General features: G+C 49.0%; 17 protein-coding genes. 7 read left to right on the plus strand and 10 right to left on the minus strand.

All coding sequences use genetic code 11. The features are described 5' to 3' along the window. Positions 1-21 precede the first annotated feature (21 nt). A complete protein-coding gene (locus ACH59B_RS21235) occupies positions 22-1149 on the minus strand; it encodes a transglutaminase domain-containing protein (RefSeq protein WP_017425971.1) in 1128 nt (375 codons plus the stop codon). A gap of 280 nt (positions 1150-1429) precedes the next feature. On the opposite strand from ACH59B_RS21235, the gene ACH59B_RS21240 reads away from it, so the two are divergent. Genes ACH59B_RS21240 through ACH59B_RS21250 form a run of 3 tightly spaced genes read left to right on the plus strand, consistent with a single transcriptional unit; the run spans position 1430 to position 3888 of the window. Beyond that, entirely contained in the window at positions 1430-1675 is a 246-nt protein-coding gene (locus ACH59B_RS21240; RefSeq protein ID WP_102997633.1) for a FeoA family protein, read from the plus strand. Next, on the plus strand, positions 1666-3675 hold the full coding sequence (feoB, locus tag ACH59B_RS21245; RefSeq protein ID WP_102997632.1) for a ferrous iron transport protein B: 2010 nt from the start codon (positions 1666-1668) through the stop codon (positions 3673-3675). The genes ACH59B_RS21240 and feoB overlap by 10 nt, the downstream gene beginning before the upstream one ends. 36 nt (positions 3676-3711) lie before the next feature. Next, positions 3712-3888: a FeoB-associated Cys-rich membrane protein gene (locus ACH59B_RS21250; protein ID WP_017425972.1), complete on the plus strand. Its 177-nt coding sequence runs from the start codon at positions 3712-3714 to the stop codon at positions 3886-3888. Between the two features lie 85 nt (positions 3889-3973). Here the strand turns inward: ACH59B_RS21250 and xylB are convergent, their stop codons facing one another. After that, the gene (gene xylB / locus ACH59B_RS21255) at positions 3974-5497 is read right to left on the minus strand and encodes a xylulokinase (RefSeq protein ID WP_017425973.1); all 1524 of its coding nucleotides are present in this window, start codon (positions 5495-5497) and stop codon (positions 3974-3976) included. A gap of 56 nt (positions 5498-5553) precedes the next feature. After that, positions 5554-6870, minus strand: a complete 1317-nt coding sequence (gene xylA / locus ACH59B_RS21260; protein WP_016820313.1) for a xylose isomerase — start codon at positions 6868-6870, stop codon at positions 5554-5556. Between the two features lie 135 nt (positions 6871-7005). Between xylA and ACH59B_RS21265 the strand changes: the two genes are divergently transcribed. Beyond that, a complete protein-coding gene (locus tag ACH59B_RS21265) occupies positions 7006-8178 on the plus strand; it encodes an ROK family transcriptional regulator (RefSeq protein WP_017425974.1) in 1173 nt (390 codons plus the stop codon). 99 nt (positions 8179-8277) lie between these two features. On the opposite strand, the gene ACH59B_RS21270 is transcribed toward ACH59B_RS21265, so the two are convergent. Together ACH59B_RS21270 and trxB are read right to left on the minus strand one after the other, a co-directional pair. Then, positions 8278-8508: a glutaredoxin family protein gene (locus tag ACH59B_RS21270; RefSeq protein WP_013373091.1), complete on the minus strand. Its 231-nt coding sequence runs from the start codon at positions 8506-8508 to the stop codon at positions 8278-8280. A gap of 55 nt (positions 8509-8563) precedes the next feature. Then, positions 8564-9505 carry a thioredoxin-disulfide reductase gene (gene trxB, locus ACH59B_RS21275; protein WP_016820315.1) on the minus strand — a complete coding sequence of 314 codons (942 nt, stop codon included), beginning with the start codon at positions 9503-9505 and terminating at the stop codon, positions 8564-8566. 281 nt (positions 9506-9786) lie between these two features. On the opposite strand from trxB, the gene ACH59B_RS21280 reads away from it, so the two are divergent. Beyond that, on the plus strand, positions 9787-10518 hold the full coding sequence (locus tag ACH59B_RS21280) for a ZIP family metal transporter (protein ID WP_013373094.1): 732 nt from the start codon (positions 9787-9789) through the stop codon (positions 10516-10518). Between the two features lie 81 nt (positions 10519-10599). Here ACH59B_RS21280 and ACH59B_RS21285 read toward each other — a convergent pair whose 3' ends face one another. Together ACH59B_RS21285 and ACH59B_RS21290 are read right to left on the minus strand one after the other, a co-directional pair. Beyond that, positions 10600-11061: a hypothetical protein gene (locus ACH59B_RS21285; RefSeq protein WP_017425975.1), complete on the minus strand. Its 462-nt coding sequence runs from the start codon at positions 11059-11061 to the stop codon at positions 10600-10602. 10 nt (positions 11062-11071) lie between these two features. Then, entirely contained in the window at positions 11072-11626 is a 555-nt protein-coding gene (locus tag ACH59B_RS21290) for an NAD(P)H-dependent oxidoreductase (protein ID WP_017425976.1), read from the minus strand. A 135-nt stretch (positions 11627-11761) separates the two neighbouring features. On the opposite strand from ACH59B_RS21290, the gene ACH59B_RS21295 reads away from it, so the two are divergent. Both ACH59B_RS21295 and ACH59B_RS21300 read left to right on the plus strand, forming a co-directional pair. Beyond that, on the plus strand, positions 11762-12397 hold the full coding sequence (locus tag ACH59B_RS21295) for an HlyD family secretion protein (RefSeq protein WP_016820318.1): 636 nt from the start codon (positions 11762-11764) through the stop codon (positions 12395-12397). Positions 12398-12406: 9 nt separating this feature from the next. Then, a complete protein-coding gene (locus ACH59B_RS21300; protein WP_017425977.1) occupies positions 12407-13930 on the plus strand; it encodes a DHA2 family efflux MFS transporter permease subunit in 1524 nt (507 codons plus the stop codon). 163 nt (positions 13931-14093) lie between these two features. Here ACH59B_RS21300 and ACH59B_RS21305 read toward each other — a convergent pair whose 3' ends face one another. From ACH59B_RS21305 to ACH59B_RS21315, 3 genes are all read right to left on the minus strand, one after another. After that, complete coding sequence (locus ACH59B_RS21305) at positions 14094-16076, minus strand: heavy metal translocating P-type ATPase (protein WP_044786328.1); 1983 nt, start codon at positions 16074-16076, stop codon at positions 14094-14096. Between the two features lie 442 nt (positions 16077-16518). Next, entirely contained in the window at positions 16519-17967 is a 1449-nt protein-coding gene (locus tag ACH59B_RS21310; RefSeq protein WP_164964945.1) for a PEP-utilizing protein, read from the minus strand. 305 nt (positions 17968-18272) lie between these two features. Further along, complete coding sequence (locus tag ACH59B_RS21315; RefSeq protein ID WP_404302601.1) at positions 18273-20702, minus strand: heavy metal translocating P-type ATPase; 2430 nt, start codon at positions 20700-20702, stop codon at positions 18273-18275. Between the last annotated feature and the right edge of the window lie 175 nt (positions 20703-20877).

The following is a 20877-nucleotide window of genomic DNA, read 5'->3' on the forward strand; positions in this document are numbered from 1 at the left end:
TAGCTTTTTACAGCAAAATCATCAGGTCCATTTTAGGGTTACACGAAGATTGCCGGTACTTCCAAGATCCGTAATCTGATAGGAAATGGACTTCAAGCCAAGTTGATATAAGGATTGCAAATCCTCCTTGAGACTTCGTTCCGTCCCCTGATAGCCGAAGGTAAGTGACGTTCCTCCCTTATTTATCACCTTATGAACCTGCTCCTTGATATCGGCGGATGATTTGACCAGCCCCTTGCCGTCTTGCAATGGATACTCCAGGTTATTGTACAGTTTTTGATACACGGTAGCCTTTGATCCTCCAGTAGCTATCAATGCCGATAAGGTTTCCCGATACGATGTATTCGCCTGAGGGTATTGTTTCACCCATGAGTGATCCCGCCGCATTTCTGAATCCGTCAGCAGATAATATGAAGTGCTTACCTCGTTCGCGCGATCGGGGGTCGGGTCATCCCATGTCGTATCCATGTGATACCATCGGCCATCTAATAAAACAAGATTCCATGCATGCAGCTGTCCCCCTGCTCTACCCTCCACAATCCGATTCGTAATCCCTGCTCGTTCGAGCATTTTATAGGCCAACAGCGAATAACCCTGACACACTGTGCTGCCCGTTTTCAGGCCATCGTAGGCTGTGTACTTTTGCTGTGCTTCATCATACTTCAGGCGAACGACGATCCAATCATGAATGGCCTTCACCTTTTCGTGATCCGTCATTCCCTTCGTAATGATATCCCCCAACACAGCTTGAACTGTGCTATCCACATATGCCGTCTGTTCCTTCGTCTCCCGGTAGCTTAAACGAATCGTAACCTGGGCGGAGGTGGTTGTGCCTGTATAGCTGAATGCGTAGCTTTTGATCGTATAATTCACATACGGATCGCTCTCCATCGCCTGTTGGATGGCTGTCTGTAGCTGCTGCTTGAGACCGTTCACTCGCCCTTGATATGTAAAGGTCAGCGTTTCACTCCGCGTAGCCATTGCCTGTAAAAGCTTGTTCTGAAGCTGCTGCGAGGATACGGAGGAAGTCGGCTTGACCGACGACGCATACACATTGCTGCCCCACTCTACAGCCTGCGGCAGCAACACAGCCAGCGCCGCACCTGCAACCAGACATTTTACAAGCCTAACCCCGATTTTTCTGTTCATACAGAGCGTTCCTGCCCTTCTTAGCATAGTTGTAAACAGCTCTATCTTACCATAAAAACAGTTGCCCCAAACGCTCTAGTTTTGTCGGTTACAGGCGAGTAAGAGTGCATTTAAAGGCAGGTTGTGACACCATGCTCTGCTATATAACAGTTGGGACCTTAGGTAAACATGTCGTTCGCAGAGAATTTTATCACAGCAATCTAGTACTCCTCATGATATGGTACTGGCATCGGAAGTAAATGATATTGATTCTCATTCTAGATAAGAAAGGCTGAGCACCATGCCAGAATGTATTTCACTCCTTCGTACGCCACTAGGTCAGACTGTGCGATTGCAATCTCTTGCGCCTCTTCATCCCTCATTGCGCCGTCGCTTAACAGACATGGGCATCAACGAAGGCTCCTTCATACGCTTAAAAAAGATCAGTCTATTGGGCGGTCCTATTGTTATTGAATGCAACGGACAGCTGGTCGGTCTCCGTCAAAATCAAGTGAAACAACTGGAGGTTGTTCCGACATGGACATGATCGCTCTTTTTGGCAATCCCAATACAGGTAAAACCTCATTATTCAACAAGCTGACTCGTACGTATGCAGAAGTAGGCAACTGGTCCGGCGTCACCGTGGAAAAGAAAACAGGAATTCTGCGTGATAAGTCTGCCGTATTGGTGGATTTGCCAGGTGCCTATTCTTTACTCCCTCTATCGCTGGATGAAGGTGTCGCTACCCGTTATTTGCTGGAGGAACCGCCTGCGGCGCTGATTAACATCGTGGATGCATCTCAGCTCCAGCGCAATCTTTATCTGACCATACAACTATTAGAATACGGCCGTCCGCTTGTACTCGGCTTAAACATGACTGATGTAGCTGATGCCACCGGTCTTCGGGTAAACAAGGAATTATTAGCTGACCAACTGAACGTTCCCATTATTCCTATGGTGGCACGTACAGGTAGCGGAAGTAAGCAAATGCTTGCGTCTCTTCGAGAGGTCAGACATACGTCCAATGTTTTTCAACTGGATTACGGTCCTGCTGTCGAAGCTGCTATTATGGATATTTGCAACTTGCTGCCGAATACATCTGTGCCGCAGCTCCGGTGGGCTGCACTGCAATGTCTGGAAAACAATCCGGTCGTCATGGAATGGATGGCGAATGAGACACAGCGTGAACAAGTAACTGCACGCATCCAGCGTTGCGAAGGAGAGCTTCTCAGGGAAGGTAATGCCGTCACTCCTGCTCAGTATATTCGTTCTGTACGAACAGCATGGATTGCTGAACTGTGCAGCAAGGCAATTGACACATCCAAACTCAGACCTCACAACCTGACGGATAAGCTGGATGCATTGCTAACTCATCGGTATTTGGGGATTCCGATCTTTTTACTGCTGATGTACGCTACTTTCAAGTTTACCTTCGATTGGGCGGGCACAATTCTTTCAGATATGCTAGATGAATTTTTTTCAGGGACACTCAGCAGCTGGATTTCTGAATTACTCGTTCACCTGAACGCGTCCGCTTTTACGCAAAGTCTAGTCGTGGACGGCATCGTGGCTGGGGTCGGGGGTGTGCTAGTTTTTCTGCCTCAAATTGCTATTTTATTTCTGATTATCTCGGTGATTGAAGACTCTGGGTATATGGCACGGGTCACGATACTCATGGATCGCTTGATGCAGGCTGTTGGCTTGAACGGGAAAAGCTTCATTCCCTTCATTATTGGATTTGGTTGTAATGTTCCGGCCATTATGGCGGCACGCACCATCGAACAACCAAGAGAACGCCTCATTACAACGTTGCTGGTACCCTTTATGTCATGCTCGGCCCGCTTGCCAGTCTATGCGTTGTTTGCAGGTGTGTTTTTCCCGTCACATGCGGCAAGCATTATCATGCTGATGTATGTGTTAGGGATCACCGTATCGCTTGTACTTGCCAAAATTTTTTCCAAAGTATCTATTTTATCAGGTGAGCCTTCCCTCTTCATCGTGGAGCTCCCTCCCTATCGGGTACCGCAGGCTCTTACCTTATTTCGCAGCACATGGGAAAAGGTCAAAGGCTTCGTCCGTAAAGCCGGAACGATTATTCTTGCAGGCTCCGTTGGCATCTGGCTCTTGTCCAATTTCGGTCCGCAGGGCTTCGGGGTAGAAATGGATGACAGCCTGCTCGCTACAATTGGAGGATGGTTTGCACCTCTATTGGCCCCTCTTGGTTTTGGTACCTGGCAAGCAGGCGCGTCCCTGCTCACAGGTTTTATGGCCAAGGAGGTAGTCGTATCGACTATGAATATCATTTACCACGTTCCCGATATGCAGGGATTGGAACTGCAAGTCAGTCATGCTTTTACACCGCTTGCCTCATTTAGCTTTATGGTGTTCATTCTGTTGTATGTGCCGTGTCTGGCCACGGTAGCGGTTATTCGCAAAGAGACACTCTCTTGGCGCTGGACTGCATTTTCTGTGATCTATCCTTTGACCGTGGCATATATCATCGCCGTCTTGATCTATCAGTGTGGCAGATTATTAGGTTGGGGTTAATTCAGACCCTACAGTATATAGAAGGAAGTGGATTCCATGATCAATGTAATTATTTTATTGGCGATCCTCGGTTATAGTGCGTGGGTGTTGGTACGATTTTTGCGAAAAAGCCGCCAAGGCGCCTGTGCCGGCTGTTCATCAAGCAAGTCATGTCCGGGCTGTGCCGTGAGTTCAGTGAATGAAGATCCTGCGAAAATGAAGAAAAGTATTTAATTCATAACATCATTACATGTAAAAAGCGGCTTCGGGGATTTCTACACCCGAAGCCGCTTCTCATTTAAGCTCAAAGCTCACCATATTACCGATAGACCGCCAAATGATCACTTAGCTCCCGTGTGTGTAGATACACTTCACGGTATAGCTCGTATAAGCCTTCATATTGTGCCACACGTTCTGGGTTCGGCGAATATCTTGCTGCTTCACGCAGAAAAGCTTCAGCGCACGCTTGCAGCGATTCAAACCACCCGCTACCATAGGCAGCCAGCATAGCTGCTCCCAAGGCAGGTCCCTGCTCACTTTCCAGCTTGACGATATCCGTGTTAAAAATATCGGCCTGCATTTGCAGCCATGCCTCATTACGCGCACCGCCGCCGATGGAAATCACTTCATTCACCGTTTTTCCCGTGCCTCTAAGAATATCAATGGATTCCTTGAGCGAAAACGTAATTCCCTCCAGCACCGCTCGTGTAAAATGCGCAAGCTTATGCCCTGCATCCATCCCGATAAAGCTGCCTCGAATAGTTGCATCCGGATGAGGCGTACGTTCGCCTACGATATAAGGCGTGAACAGCAGCCCGCGGCTGCCCGGCTCGACCGAGTTCACATCTTCCAACAATGCGTCAAAGGAATGTTCTGGCGCAAAGGTATCCTTAAACCAGGTCAAGCTGTATCCAGCCGCGAGTGTAACTCCCATGATATAATAAGCATCCTGCTCACTATGATTAAAAAAATGGGCTCGCCCCTGAACGTCGATATCCTTGCGTTCCTCATAGGAAAGCACAACTCCTGAGGTGCCGATGCTGCACAAGGTGCGGCCTTCGCTCAAAATGCCAGCGCCAATCGCGCCACATGCGTTGTCTGCTCCACCTGCATAGACCTTGGTCTCAGACGAAAGCCCGCTCTGCTCCGCAATCTCCGGCAATAGTGTACCCGTCTGGTCAAAGGATTCCACCAGTGGCGGGAACAGCGACAGCGGCAGATCAAACGTAGTTGCGATCTCTTCGCTCCACTGCTTGTTCGCGATGTCCAGCAGTAATGTGCCCGCCGCATCCGAATACTCCATCGCCAGTTCTCCTGTGAGACAGTAGCGTACATAATCTTTGGGCAGCATAAAATGGGCCGCACGAGCCAGCACGTCTGGCTCATGCTCCTGCACCCACAGCAGCTTGGGCAGCGTGAAGCCTTCCAGCGCGCGGTTGCGCGCGATACTTAGCAGCGCTGGCCCGAGCTGTTCTTCAATACGGCGGCATTGTGCCGTTGTGCGCGTGTCATTCCAAAGAATAGCCGGACGAAGCACTTGGCCTTCCTTGTCAGTCAGCACAAGCCCGTGCATCTGCCCCGAAAAGCTAATGCCGTCCACAGCATCTGTTCCGGCGATTCCGGCCTTCTCCACAAGCTGTTTCAGTGATGCTAACGTGCCACTGACCCAGTCCTCAGGATGCTGTTCGCTATACCCTGCTTTCGGCTGATGGAGAGGATAGGACTGTGAGGTTTCATAAGCCACTTGCCCCTTGCGGTTGACCAGCACCGTTTTAACTGCGCTGGTACCCAAATCCACGCCGATGACATAACGCTCCTGCTCCTGATTTAGCTTCTCCTGCATTGGAGTTCCTCCTTCCCTTTATCGTGAAATCCTTATTTCATATATAAGCTCTGGCATTAATCAGCCAAAATGTATTGATTTAATGTTGCTTTCAGATATTCCTGACGACCGGATACGTTTTTGCGTGGTGTTTCGTTCGCCAGAGCATATTCAGCCAGAGAAGCAAGCGTTGCTTTTCCGGATACAATATCTGCTCCAATGCCTTCCTTAAAGCTGCTGTACCGCTTCTCAATAAAGTCCTCAAACACACGATCCTCGATCAGTTTGGCGGCTACCTTTAGCCCCTTCGCATACGTATCCATACCCGCAATGTGAGCGAGGAACAAGTCTTCTGGCTCAAACGATGCTCTGCGCACCTTGGCATCAAAGTTGATACCGCCACGGCCCAGACCTTCATTTTGCAACACTTCATACATAGTTAGTGTGGCATCATACAGATCAACCGGGAATTCATCCGTATCCCAGCCCAGCAGCAAATCGCCTTGGTTGGCATCTAGGGAACCCAACATGCCGTTAACCCGTGCTACACGTACTTCATGATCAAAAGTATGACCCGCCAAGGTTGCATGGTTAGCTTCCAGATTCAGCTTGAAATGCTGATCCAGATCATATTTTTGCAGGAAGGCAATCGTCGTCGCCGCATCAAAGTCATACTGATGCTTGGTTGGCTCCTTCGGTTTTGGCTCAATCAGGAACTGAGCGTCAAAACCGATTTCACGCGCGTAGTCCACAGCCATATGGAACATCCGTCCCAGATTGTCCTGTTCCAACTTCAAATCTGTATTCAGCAGTGTTTCGTAGCCTTCACGGCCTCCCCAGAATACATAGTTATCTGCGCCCAGACGTTTGCCCACTTCCAGTCCTTTTTTAATTTGAGCAGCTGCGTGTGCGTATACATCTGCATTGCAAGTTGTCGCAGCTCCATGCAAATAACGTGGATGGCTAAACATGTTCGCCGTGTTCCACAGCAGCTTTTTCCCCGTAGCCTTCATGTGCTCCTCAATCAGATCCACGATGGTATCCAGATTGCTGTAAAATTCCTTCAGTGACGCGCCTTCAGGTGCAATATCCACATCGTGGAAAGCAAAATAAGGTAAATTCAGCTTATCCAACAGCTCAAAGGCAGCTTCCACACGTGCCTTCGCCAAATCTAGTCCAGTAAACTTGGACCATGGACGTTCCGCAGTCTCTACTCCAAAAGGATCAGAGCCACCTGCAACCAGCGTATGCCAATACGCCATACTAAACCGCAGATGCTCCTCCATCGTTTTTCCCGCTACCATTTCCTGAGGATTATAAAATTTAAATGCAAAAGGATTATCGGATTGCTTGCCCTCGAATTTAATTTTAGATACTTGTTCGAAATAAGCCATTATAAGTTCCTCCTTTGTAGTAAACGTTTACAAAAACGATTCTAGCACAGCCAAGAAACTTTGTCTATTGCTTAAACTAAGTTTATTTTTATGATATAATAACGGGAATTACATCAACAGGAAGTGAAAATAACCATGAATGTTACTGGCGATCAGGCGCTTGTCAAAAAGCTGAATAAATCCATTGTATTGGAGCGAATCCGCCTTCATGCCCCTCTATCGCGGGCACAGTTATCCAGTCAAACCGGATTAAACAAGGCCACCGTGTCCAACCTGGTTGCAGAGCTTATCACCGATGGATTGGTGTATGAGACAGGATTAGGAGAATCCAGCGGTGGGCGTAAACCTTTAATGCTGCTGTTCAACAGCCGTGCAGGCTTTGTGCTCGGTATCGAGGTTAGCGTACAGTACATCAAGGGTGCTCTGACCGATCTGGCAGGTACCATTGAAACAGAGCTTACCCTTTCTCTAACCCAGCATGATCCTGACTTTGTCATCGAACAAATCCGTAAGCTCGTTCAGAAGCTCATGCAGGTCACTCCTCCCTCCCCTCACGGTATTGTTGGCATTGGGTTGGGGGTACCGGGTATGGTGGATGAAACCGGAAATGTTTTATTCGCACCCAATCTGGGCTGGGAAGAGGTTCCGCTGCGTCAACAGCTTGAGACAGAGCTGGGTCTTCCCGTAGTGGTGGATAATGAGGCCAACGTCGGTGCACAAGGTGAATTGTACTATGGTATGGACGCCGATCATCGGCAGCTTGTGCGGGATCTGGTCTACATCAGTGCAGGCTCCGGGATCGGGGCCGGAATTATCATTGATGGCAAGGCGTATCAAGGGGCTTGGGGATACGCGGGTGAGAGTGGGCATATGTCCATAGACTGGAACGGGCGCCTCTGCTCCTGCGGCAGCCGAGGCTGCTGGGAGCTGTATGCTTCGGAGAAAGCGTATGTAGCATCCGCATTGAAATTGCCTGCACATAATACAGTGGAATTACTCCCGTTTGCCCGGCAAGGTGATGCGAGTACATTAAGCGTCCTTGGTGAAATAGGGCGCTATTTAGGTGTAGGTATTACCAATATTGTGAACAGCCTCAACCCCGGCATGCTTATCATTGGCGGTCCGCTTGCGGAAGCCAGACCTTGGTTGGAGCAAAGTATGCGTACAGTGATCGAAGAGCGGGCCCTGCCCTATCACCGTCGGCAATTACAGATTCGTTTCTCCACGCTTGGCAGCCGTTCGACGATGCTAGGTGCTGCCTATGCGGCAACGGCTCCTTTTCTCGGGCGTGTACGTGTATCTTTGTAAAAGACCAAAAACAGGCCCCCGTCGCAGTATGTAACTGCGGCGAGGGCCTTGTTTAAACCATATGACGATCACAGAACCGTCGTCTGCTGTTAGGCTGGATTAAGCGTTCAACACTTTTTCAAACTTGGTTTTGTTCATACCGGAAATACGTTCTTCCCCAATCAGAGTCAATGGAACGGCACGAATGCCCATATCCCACACCTCTTGCGCAAAAGCTTCATTGGTTTCAATGTTGCGTTCTTCGTATTCGACGCCTTTTTCAGCCAGGTAGCTTTTTACTTGACGACAATGCGGGCAGTTTGTAGATGTGTAAACTATTGCTTTTTCCATGAATATCACCTCATCATTTATTTTGTTACATCATATTTATACACACCTGCAAGTATTACAGGGCCAGTGCACTGTGCTCCAGACTTTCAATGTATTTCTCGCTGTCCATAGCAGCCATACAACCACTACCTGCTGCGGTAATCGCTTGTCTGTAGCGTGTATCCTGTACGTCGCCACAAGCGAATACGCCAGGCACGTTTGTTTCGGAAGTACCCGGATTAACGACGATATAACCGTTCGCATCCGTTGTAATTTGTCCCTCAAGGAAGCCTGTATTCGGATGATGTCCAATCGCCACGAATACGCCGCTCACTGTAATGATTTCCTCTTCACCTGTTGCATTGTTCAGCACTTTCAAGCCAGTTACTCCGTTTTCGTCTGCAACTACTTCTACAGGAGTACGATTGAGCGCCCATTCAATTTTGCTGTTCGCACGAGCACGATCCTGCATAATTTTAGAAGCTCTCAATTCTTCACGACGATGTACCAACGTTACTTTGGAGGCAAAACGAGTCAGGAAATTAGCTTCTTCCAGTGCAGAGTCCCCACCACCGATAACAACGATTTCTTTGCCACGGAAGAAGAACCCGTCACAGGTAGCGCAAGTGCTCACGCCGCGTCCGATGTTATCCTGTTCACCGGGAATCCCCAGGTATTTGGCAGTCGCCCCTGTGGAAATAATCAGCGTATCGGTAACCAGTTCACCCAAACCTTCTACATCCAGTGTAAATGGACGAGCAGTTGTGTCTACCTTGTTCACCCAGCCTGTGCGGAATTCAGCGCCAAAACGCTCCGCTTGCTTACGCATATTATCCATCAAATCGGGTCCCATGATTCCTTCAGGAAAGCCTGGAAAATTCTCAACTTCTGTAGTCGTGGTTAATTGTCCGCCTGGCTGCGGTCCTTCGATCACCAGCGGGTTCATATTAGCACGTGCCAGGTAAATAGCGGCGGTCAAACCGGCAGGGCCGGTACCTATAATAATGGACTTGTACATATCTTGGTTCCTCCTAAAATATCATAAGTATTATATAGCGAGTTTTCGGTACCGGGCGCTGGGCTGCTGCATATACTCTAAAAGTACTGCTGGCAGAAGCTCATCCCAAAAAGTGGACACCCGGATGTTGTAAAAACGAATCACTTGTTTTATAGCCTTTTATGACTTAGACTGATTCTAAATCCTAATTTCATTATGCGGAAAGAGCTGTAAACAGTCAAATGAAGTTTTCATGAAGCGAAGCTTAAAGATAAATGAGGTATGGAGGGATTATCCCGATTATGAATGACGTTTTCGTAGGTAGCTTAATTTCTGCCTTGTCCACTGGACTTGGCGCCGTGCCTATTCTGTTTATGCGTAATATCACGCACCGGCTTCGTGATGTTCTACTGGCTTATGCCGCAGGAATTATGACCTCTGCATCGGTGTATAACCTGATTCCAGAAGCGATACAGCATTCCAATTGGTTCGTGCTGACTGCGGGGATTTTGCTCGGTTGCCTCGTATTACTGGTGATGGAAATGTATATCCCCCATGCCGATTTGGAGGACCCGGATTCCAAAACTTTTCAATTGGAGTCCAAATCTTTTCTCATCATCGCAGCTATTACGTTGCACAACTTGCCGGAAGGGCTCTCTGTTGGGGTCAGCTACGCGAGTGAGACTCAGAATCTAGGCAATCTCATTGCCTTCTCTATCGGTCTGCAAAATGCCCCGGAAGGCTTTATTGTAGCGTTATTCCTGGTGAATCAAAACATTGGGCGTTTCAAGGCATTGGGCATTGCTACCCTAACCGGGGCTGTGGAAATCATCACCAGTCTGATCGGCTTTTACTTGAGCAGCTGGGTGAACGGACTGGTGCCGTATGGTCTTGCTTTTGCTGCCGGGGCTATGATGTTTATCGTTTACAAGGAACTGATTCCCGAAAGTCACGGGGATGGTAACCAGCGAATCGCCACATTTTCCTTTATTCTTGGCTTGATTACGATGATCGGGCTAACCGAATGGCTATAGCCGTGCAACACAAAAAGGCTGTCTTCTGCCTGTATTCCAGACAGTAAAGCAGCCTTTTTGTCATGTTCAAATGAAGGGATCTCATTTTTTTCGGTTCATGGAACGCAGTGCTTCACGATACTGCTCGTCCTCACTTTTGGAATTCTCCTTCTCTCCATTAGAGAGTCGGGAATGTCCATCCTTTTCTTCGTCCTTTCCAGCAAAACCACGCAAAGCCGCACGATAATCCTGGTCCCCGTAGGCACCTTCTGTATTCTCGCGATCTTTCTCCACCTTTATATCCGTTTGGATATCAGGCAATTTGTGCTGCTCCTCTGCACGATGTTCTTCAACGCTCGAATTCTTAGGCTGGATCTCTCCCGTATGCTCCGTCAATTCATGCGCCTTGGGTTCCACCTGCACAGGATATGGACGTTTGCTTCTTTGCCGGGATTCCTCTTGGTTGGGGCGATTCTTGGCCGAGGACTTGCGCGTCATCTTCGTATTAAATACCAGCAAAAAGATAAAGGCAACCACAGCTACTACAATAAAAGCAATGGTCATCGGCGGCCTCCTATTCTTTTTCGGCGTTACGGTACCGTCCCGCCATCTCAGCGACCCGTTTGCCCAAAGAGCGACCTAACGCAAGATCATCCCCCGTTGGAAGGTTGGGCGGCCCATCGGGGTCTGTCTCCACCGGACATGTTACCCCTACGCCGTAATAGGAGCCGTAGAGCGCATTCTCTGTGATGCTAGCGGGCAGGCCTACAATAATCATACCTTGATGAAGCATAGGAGTAATCAAATTCAACAGCGTTGATTCTAATCCACCATGAACGGTAGCGGTTGTGCAAAACACAGCCCCGATTTTGTCCACTAGCTTGCCCTGCGCCCACAGATACCCCAGCCTATCAATCCAACTCTTCAGACCGCTACTGATGGTACCAAAATGACCCGGGCACCCCCATATGATCGCATCTACGCTTACAAGCTCATTCACATCGGCCTCATTCACATGTTTTAGCATCACTTCTGTGTGATCCAGGCGTGCCCCTTCTGCGATCGAGCGAGCAAGACGTTCGGTATGTCCATTTTCACTGTCATATACAATCATAATTCTGGTCGTCATTATGCACATCATCCTTTGTCAGCAAGATCATCCTTTTGGCATACGCTCTTAACCTTTCCCAAAACCCATCTGAATATTATGAATCGTTTGACGAATACTTTGAACATCCAAAAATACTAGGGAGGCATGCACAATATGAATTCGCGCGCCATATTAGTTAACCTGCTGGTAATCATCATTATTCTGGCAGGAGGTGGAGCCGCCGCCTATTACTACAATCAGTCCGCCAACTACATAAAAACCGATAATGCCCAAGTGAGCGGACAAGCGGTTACCGTTGCCTCTCCAAGCGCGGGCAAGCTCACAGGTTGGAATGCTGAAGTTGGTAAGACGTACACCGCTGGCAGCACGCTGGGCAGTGTTGAAGGAGGCGGAAGCCGAATTAGCGTTACGATTCCAACTGATGGTACCGTTGTGCAGCAAACGGCTGTCAACAACTCGATAGTCGGGGCGGGTACACCTTTAGCGAAAGCCTTTGATCTGAACAATCTTTGGATTACTGCCAATATAGACGAAACGGCCGTGCAGGATCTCCAGGTAGGTCAGACCGTAGACGTGTATATTGATGCTTACCCGGATACATCCCTGAGCGGTAAGCTCGAAAAGATCGGTCTGGCGACCGCCTCCACCTTTTCACTGCTGCCTACTTCCAATACCACTGCCAACTATACCAAGGTGACGCAGGTCGTGCCTGTTACCATTTCCATTCAAGGTTACAAGGGGCTGGGAATTATCCCGGGAATGAGTGCGACGATCAGAGTTCACAAGTAGGAGGCTGTCATGGATCAAAAAATGTCCGTCGGACGCATTCTGTCCGTGCTGCTGCTAGGCGCCTTCATTTCGATTTTGAATCAAACGTTGCTGAACGTGGCGATTCCGCACTTGATGAATGATTTCAATGTGTCTGCCACAACCGTTCAATGGCTATCCACCGGATATATGCTGACCAACGGGATTTTGATTCCAATCACCGCTTTTCTCATTGAGTCATTCGGGACACGTGCCCTGTTCATATCCGCGATGGGGTTATTTACTGCCGGGTCTGTCGTCTGCGCTGCCAGCACCGGCTTCGCGCCTATGCTGGTTGGACGCGTGATTCAAGCCAGCGGTGCGGGCATCATCATGCCTGTGGTGATGAACGTGTTCCTGACTGTATTTCCTCCCGAAAAACGGGGGGCTGCTATGGGAACCATGGGGATCGCCATGATGTTTGCTCCGGCGGTAGGACCCACTTTATCTGGCTGGATTGTGGAGCACTACAGTTGGCGGCTGCTATTTTTATTAGTAATTCCGCTGGCGATCATTGATATTCTGTTTGCTGTGCGCTGGCTCAAAAATGTGTCCAAGCTGACAAAACCGCATTTTGACCTGCTGGGAACCATTTTTTCCACCCTTGGTTTTGGCCTTTTGTTGTATGGCTTTAGTTCAGCTGGAGACAAGGGCTGGAGCAGCAATACAGTTATACTCTCGCTCGCTTTTGGGATCGTGTTTATTGTGTTTTTTGTCGTGCGTGAGCTGAACATGTTGGAGCCTATGCTGGAATTCCGTGTATTTAAATATGATATTTTTACGGTATCTACGCTGGTTGGGGCTACGGTCAATATGACCATGTTCGGCGGGATGCTGCTACTGCCGATCTATTTGCAAAATATACGCGCCTTTACACCGCTGCAATCCGGTCTGCTGCTGTTGCCGGGTGCACTGCTGATGGGTGTGATGTCACCGATATCAGGGGCAGTATTCGATCGTATTGGCGCGAGACCGTTGGCGATCATCGGGCTAATCATTACGGCAGTCACGACATGGGAATTCAGTCTGCTGACCGATGCCACCACCTATGGACATATTATGATCATCTATACGATTCGCAGCTTCGGGATGTCACTGCTGATGATGTCCGTCCAGACGGAAGGGCTCAACCAGTTGCCTCCACATCTCGGCAGCCATGGTACTGCCATGTCCAATACAGTACGGCAAATCGCCGGATCTATCGGTACCGCTTGGCTCATTACTGTAATGAGCAGCCGGACTACGGTTCATATGGCAGATTATGCGAATGTAGCTACCACAGCCAATGTCTCTGTAACTGAAGGCGTATCACAACTGGGACAGACCCTCGCACAAACAGCGGGTATTTCTGCGGAAAGCGGCTCTGCACTCGCGATACAACAGGTATACGGAAGGGCTGTTACAGAATCGACGATCCATGGTATTAATGATGCCTTCATCATTGCAACCGGAATTGCACTGGCGGGATTACTGTTTTCCCTGTTCTTGCGGCGGTCTACACCGCGTCGTAGATAGTCGTACAGCAGTCGCGATTAGAAGTATGAGATAAACTTTGCCTTGCATACAAAATAGACTAACACTACTAAAGAAAGAAGGAGCATTCATCCCCCTTGGATGTATGAGGGTTGAATGCTCCTGACTGTTTGTAATCTTGTGATTTGTGAATTAGTTTATAGTCTTATGACCGCAATAAGCGCAGGCCGTTCAAAATGACAAGCAGTGTACTACCTTCATGCCCAATGACCCCAAATGGCAGGGCTATATTTTGCACAAAATTACTGATCACCAGCAGCACAATGACACTTACCGCGAAGATCATATTTTGTTTGACCACTCGCTGCGCCTTGCGCGCCAGTGCTATCGTCGGAGCAATCTCCTCAATTCCGTCGTTCATTAGTACCACGTCTGCGACCTCCAGGGCTGCTCCGCTGCCATGCATCCCCATGCCTAGCCCTACGGTTGCTGCGGTCAAAGCCGGAGCATCGTTCACACCGTCGCCGACCATGACGACATGCCCGTATTGCTCCCGCAACATGCGAATATGACTGACTTTATCCTCCGGCATTAAGCCAGCATATACTTCGTCTACTCCAGACTCTGCCGCGATCACGGCAGCCGTTTCCGGACGGTCTCCGGTCAGCATGACAACCCGAATCCCCTGTGCTTGCAGGCGTTTCACAGATTCTCGTGCCTGTGGACGCAGCTCATCACGTAGCGCCAGCATTCCGACAATCCGATCATCCGCGAGAATGATGGATACGGTTTTGCCCTCGGCTTCCAGTCGGGCTCGACTCTCCACCCACTCTGGCTCAGCCAGAAGACCAGGTTCATCCAGCACGTTCGTGCGACCGATTTTCCATTTCACCCCGCCTATGATGCCTTCCATTCCCCATCCGGTAAGGGCCTGCACTTGCTCGGCTGTGAGCAGCTCTCTCTGTCCCAATTCAGCTTCGGCTTTGGCTACAATCGCTCGCGCCAGCGGATGTAAGGAATAGCTTTCGATTGTCGCGACAATGTGCAATAGCTCATCAGCATCGTAATCTGGGGCGACAATCCAATCCGTGACCACAGGTGAGCCCTTCGTTAACGTGCCCGTTTTGTCAAAAGCAACAACCGAAGTTAATGCCATATTCTCCACATGCGCGCCACCTTTGAACAGGATGCCCCGCCGGGCACGATTGGAAATGGCCGATAGCATCACCGGCATAATGGATGACACGAGCGCACAAGGTGAGGCTACGACAAGGAACACCATCGCCTTGTAAAAAGCCGCTGCCCACGTCCAGCCTAATGCTAGGGGTGCACCCACAATGACGATCAGCGTGACGGCAACAACAATTCGGGCGTATACCGATTCGAATGTTTTAATAAACCGCTGGGAATCGGGAACCTCGGTCCGTGCCTCTTCTACCATACGAATGATTTTTGAAAATAAAGTATCTTCCGAGGACTGGCTGACCTCTACATATAGCACGCCTTCTCCATTAATGGTGCCTGCATATACTTCGTCACCTGCTACCTTGTTTACCGGAACAGATTCCCCGGTAATGGATGCCTGATTCACGGCTGACACGCCCTTGGAGATTCGGCCGTCCGCCGGAATTAATTCGCCCGGCTTTACAAGCAACAGATCGCCTGGCAACAGCTGCTCAATGCCAACCGTTTCTGTTCCGTCGTGAGACAAGCGCAAAGCCGTTTCCGGTTTTAACGCCATGAGCTCGGAAATGTCCTTACTACTACGCTCCGTGGTATAGCTCTCCAGCGCACCGCTGAGTGCAAAAATAAAGATCAGCATAGCTCCTTCATTCCAGTAGCCAATAGCCGCAGCTCCTAAAGACGCAGCGATCATGAGCAAATTAACATCCAGATCATGTTCTCGGATCAGGGTTTCAATCCCTTCTCTGGCTTTGGACCAGCCTCCAAGGGCATAAGACACTACATAGAGAATGATGGATAGCCATTGCCACCAATGTGAGACCCCCCATGCCATCAGCATTAGCATTCCACTGCCTAGAGCAGCCTGCATCTCCTTATTTTTCAGCATGCTTTTGAGCTGAAATTGCGGTTTGCGATTGGGACCGGGTCGTCCGCTGCCACTGTTTTTTGAAAGTGCTCGGTTAGAGGGAGACAATGTATCTTGTAATCGTTGAACTGCTTGCATCTTGTCACGTTCCTTTCCATTTTTGGTTCCTTGTACTTGCATCTCATTGAGAATGATATCCATTGTTAAGTGCCCTAAAATAGCACATGCTGCTTCGGGAAGCCCGAAGCAGCATGTTTGGCAATGAGAATGATAATCATTTTTGCATCTATACAATTATTTTGCTTTAGAGAAACTTTTGTTTTATTATATACCCTTTCTTTTCCACTTGTAAACTGCTAATAGCCTAAATAAAAAAAGATACCCGCGCAAACAACGCAGGTATCCTCTATCCTCTATATTTCAAAGCGTTCTATTCAGGATTTGCAAAATTCGATTCCAGTCGCTCCAAAGTGCAATATATAGACGAACTAGACCATTTCGATCTATATATTGTTCATTGAAAGTCGCTTACTGGATTCTTGCAAAATCCTCTATCACATGAATTCAGGTTATCTTCAGACTATAGTGGAAACTTCCACGCATGGGTGTGTGCAATTTCTGAAGTGTGTTGACGATTGGGTTGCTGTTGCAGTCTCCAACGCGCAGCCGCAAGGCGCACAGCAGGAACTGTTGAATCCGAGCAAATGACCCCCGTCAGTTCGTTCTCCCAAATCCAATTCCCATCCAGGGACTGGTGAATTTCATCTATCGCCACCCATATAGGAAGCTCGGGCTTTACACGCCGAACAGCTTCCATTATGCGTTTTATCGTATCATTAGCATTCTCATGACCGTCAACAACGGATGGAATCAGCGAACCCCCAGCTCTGTTGTCATCAGATGGAACTGGTATGACTTCTAAAATGACCGTATCGGCAAAGCGTGCCAAATCTGCGGCTTGAGCCGCCTGCTTGGTCTGTCGTGCGCTCACTTCGAACATGCTATCAGCATTGGCCGACTTTTCCGACTGTACGGATTGCTCACTCCATGTATGGCCTGCATTAGGCACCAAACTTGCATCAACCGTCAAAAGTACACCTACCCGATATGGAACGCATCGCAGACGCCCACACAACGTTTGCTCGGCAACGCCGTCGATCCAGTCCCGGATGGTCTGGAACTGGTTTACGTCAGCCGGATTGCGCACCATAATCTCCAGCCGTGGTTCTCCCCCCTGGCGCATGCTCCGCAACGCTGCACGCAGTAATGCCTCCAGCTGCATATCTTGCAGGCTTCCGATGCCCACTGCATTATTCTGCTCAGTCAAAGCTATAGTCAGCGGCAATCCGCCCAGCAACTCAAACAAGCCCTCGTACTCTGTTTCCAGCAGGCCAATGATTCGTCGGGACAGATGCTCACACAATCCAGGCAAACCAGATGCTTTATTAAATGATGTGTACGTATCGGATGCACGGGAACCAGGGACAAGGATGGGATCGGGCTCCCCGTCAGGGGCATGAATCTTTAGTCCAGACTCTGCCGCTTCCAAATAGGCATAGCATAATTCCCTCACGCGGCCGGATGCCAGTGACAATGGACCATGCAGCAGACTATAACCGTCAAGACTACCTATTCCTGATGCTTCCTCTGTACTTTTACGACTCATACTTGCAGGAGCATCCGCATAAAGCCGTATGGAGGTGTCGCTGTATTCATCGCTCCATTTTAGTAGTGTGTCCATGGCTTGCACTGTATCATTGCCGTTACTCAGCATCGGCTCTCCAAGTAATTCCGGGTTTGCAGCCAGCAATGCCTCCGCTCGACTGATTGCACCCTGCTCGGCTAAACTAACCAGCCAGCCCAATGGATCTTCCTCCTGTGCAGCAGATACTTGATGGCTTCCTGCTCTTAGCGTCTCCATAGCCAATCTCCGTGTAGTAGACTCCATACCTGGCTCTGGAACGTTGCAATCCCGGCTGTTTATGCCACCCAACAGCTCTGCGAATACATGCATCAGTTTAGCCTCCATGCTAGTAATCCATCCTTTCTTTCGTCAGCAAGTTGGCACACACGAATTCGAGTACCCCTCCAAATAAAGAAAACGCTTACTAATTACTGACCAACCGAATGTTACATGGGTCTTACTTATAAAGTCCCTACCTTAAACGTATTAGACCCTCCCCACATTTATACATCTCTGCACAACTACGATATATGAGAAAAATAGGTCTCTATACTGCTGAAGGCACATGTCTACACAAAAAAGGCTGCTATAAAAACACCCCCTGTCTTCATAGGATGTCTACATCCAATGTTAACGGGGGTGTTCCCTTTTTATTCGTCAGAACCAACCTTCAGCACACGCATCACATTTAATACGGCTAGCAGTGTTACACCTACGTCGGAGAATACAGCCTCCCACATAGTAGCAATACCAAACGCGCCCAATGTGAGAAATACTGCTTTGACACCTAGCGCAAATATAATGTTTTGCCATACGATACGGCGTGTGCGTTGAGCAATATGAATCGCCGTCACCAGCCTTGAAGGCTCGTCGTTCATGATTACGATATCTGCTGCTTCAATCGCAGCGTCCGAACCCAAACCGCCCATTGCTACACCAACATCTGCCAAGGCAAGTACAGGTGTATCATTAATTCCATCGCCTACAAACAAGATTTTACCGCTCGGTTTTTTACTTGCAGACAACTGCTCAATGGCTTCGGCTTTATGCTGAGGCAACAGTTCTGCCCGTACTTCATCCAGACCTAACTGACGTCCTACAGCCTCGGCAACTGTCCGATTGTCACCTGTTAGCATGATGGTTTTGACCACCCCCAGCTTTTTCAGCGAAGCAATCGTTTTGGCCGCATCCTCCTTAACCTCATCCGATATCAGAATGCAGCCAGCATACGTTCCGTCTACAGCCACATGTACGACCGTTCCTTCATCCATTGGCCCTGCTTGCTGCGCCACATTAAAAGCAATACGCTCCCGCTCCATCAGCTTAGCGTTTCCGGCCAATACCTTGTGTCCATCGATCTGGGCCTGAATCCCGTGGCCGGATATTTCGCTATATTGCTGCACTCGCTCCGTTTGAAGTTCATTGCCATAAGCTTCACGCAAGGAAGCTGCGATAGGATGCGTGGAGTGCATCTCGGCCAATGCAGCAGTCTCCAGCAGACTTTCCTTCGTAAAAGCTTCGGCAGGATAAATCCCGGTCACGTGGAACACACCTTTGGTGAGCGTACCTGTTTTATCAAAAACAGCGTACTTTACATGATTCAGGGCTTCAAGATAATTACCGCCCTTGATCAGCACACCTGAACGGGAGGCTGCCCCGATTCCGCCAAAGAAGCCCAGTGGAATGGACACCACCAGCGCACACGGACAAGAAATAACGAGGAAGACAAGCGCACGATATAACCAATCTGCAAACTGTGCACCCGGCACAACAAGCGGAGGAACAACTGCCAACAACAACGCTACAATAACTACTACAGGAGTATAATATCTGGAAAATTTCGTGATAAACTTTTCAGTCGGCGCTTTTTTGGCACTCGCATTTTGCACCAGTTCCAAAATTTTGGAGACCGCAGATTCACTAAATTCCTTGCTGACCTCTACCGTCAGAAGTCCATTCGTGTTCACAAATCCACTCATCACACTGCTTCCCGGCTCAACGGTACGAGGCACAGATTCACCGGTCAACGCCGAGGTATCAACATGCGATTTACCTTCTACAACCTTACCATCCAGCGGGATCTTCTCACCCGGCTTGATTACGATCAAATCTCCAATACGGACCTCTTCTGGAGACACCCTCCGTACGGACTCAGCGGTCTTCAGGTTGGCATAGTCTGGTCTAATATCCATTAGATCGCTGATGGACTTGCGTGAACGGTTAACCGCAATGCCTTGGAATAGCTCTCCGATTTGATAAAAGAACATGACAGCTACGCCTTCGGGGTATTCCCCAATAGCAAATGCACCCACCGTAGCCAGCGTCATCAGGAAATACTCGTCAAAGGCCATTCCACGCACCAAGCTACGTGCAGCCTGCAAGACAACATCACCGCCAACGATGATATATGCCACTAAAAATAGAGCCAGCTTGCCCATACCTTCAACAGGTAACCACCAGGCAACAGCTGCAATAACCGCTCCTATGGACAGACGCGCAATCATACGGCGCATACCGTCCGTACCATGATCATGCGTATGCCCGGCATGGCTATCATCATCATGCGAGTGCGAATGTGAGTGAGCATGGGTAGCTTCACCATGATCGTGCACTGCATGGTGATTGTGATGTACGTGTGTATGATTACCGTGGTCGTGCCCATCGTGCGCGCCATGTGCTTCATGGCTGTGGCCACCATGACTGTGAGCACCATGCTGTCCATCATTGTGATTATGTCCTTCACCATCATGCTCATGACCGCATGCGCAATCCTCTGTGCAGCTTGCCTGTGCGGCACCAACGCTGCTTCGGCTGTCTTCGCGCAGGCGTCCACCGGCACTTTTGGCAACCATCCGAACATGAGGCTCAAGTCTATGAACCTTCCGTTCCGTTTGGCGAAAAACCTCTTCTTTTTGATCCGAAGTTGTGGTCATCGTCAACGTTTTTGTTACAAAATTGACCGAGCAATCCAGAACCCCTTCTATTTTACTGACTCCATTTTCAATCTTAAGAGCACAGTTGGCGCAATCCAAACCTTCCAAAATCCATTCATGTCGTTCATTTCTTTTTAGAGCATCCATAATAATTGGCCTCCAATTAGCTATATATGAGCAACTGTTCATATATTATTTGTTAAGGTCATTATATTCAGGTTTAGGGGTAAAAGTCAATGATCATAGCCCTTATTAACAAAAAAAATCGACTTCAATGGACAAGCACCAAAAGAGCGCCAATTGCTTGGCGCCCTGCTGTTGG

It is taken from the genome of Paenibacillus sp. DP01 (genome assembly GCF_044784315.1).
In the GTDB taxonomy this organism is placed as follows: domain Bacteria; phylum Bacillota; class Bacilli; order Paenibacillales; family Paenibacillaceae; genus Paenibacillus; species Paenibacillus polymyxa.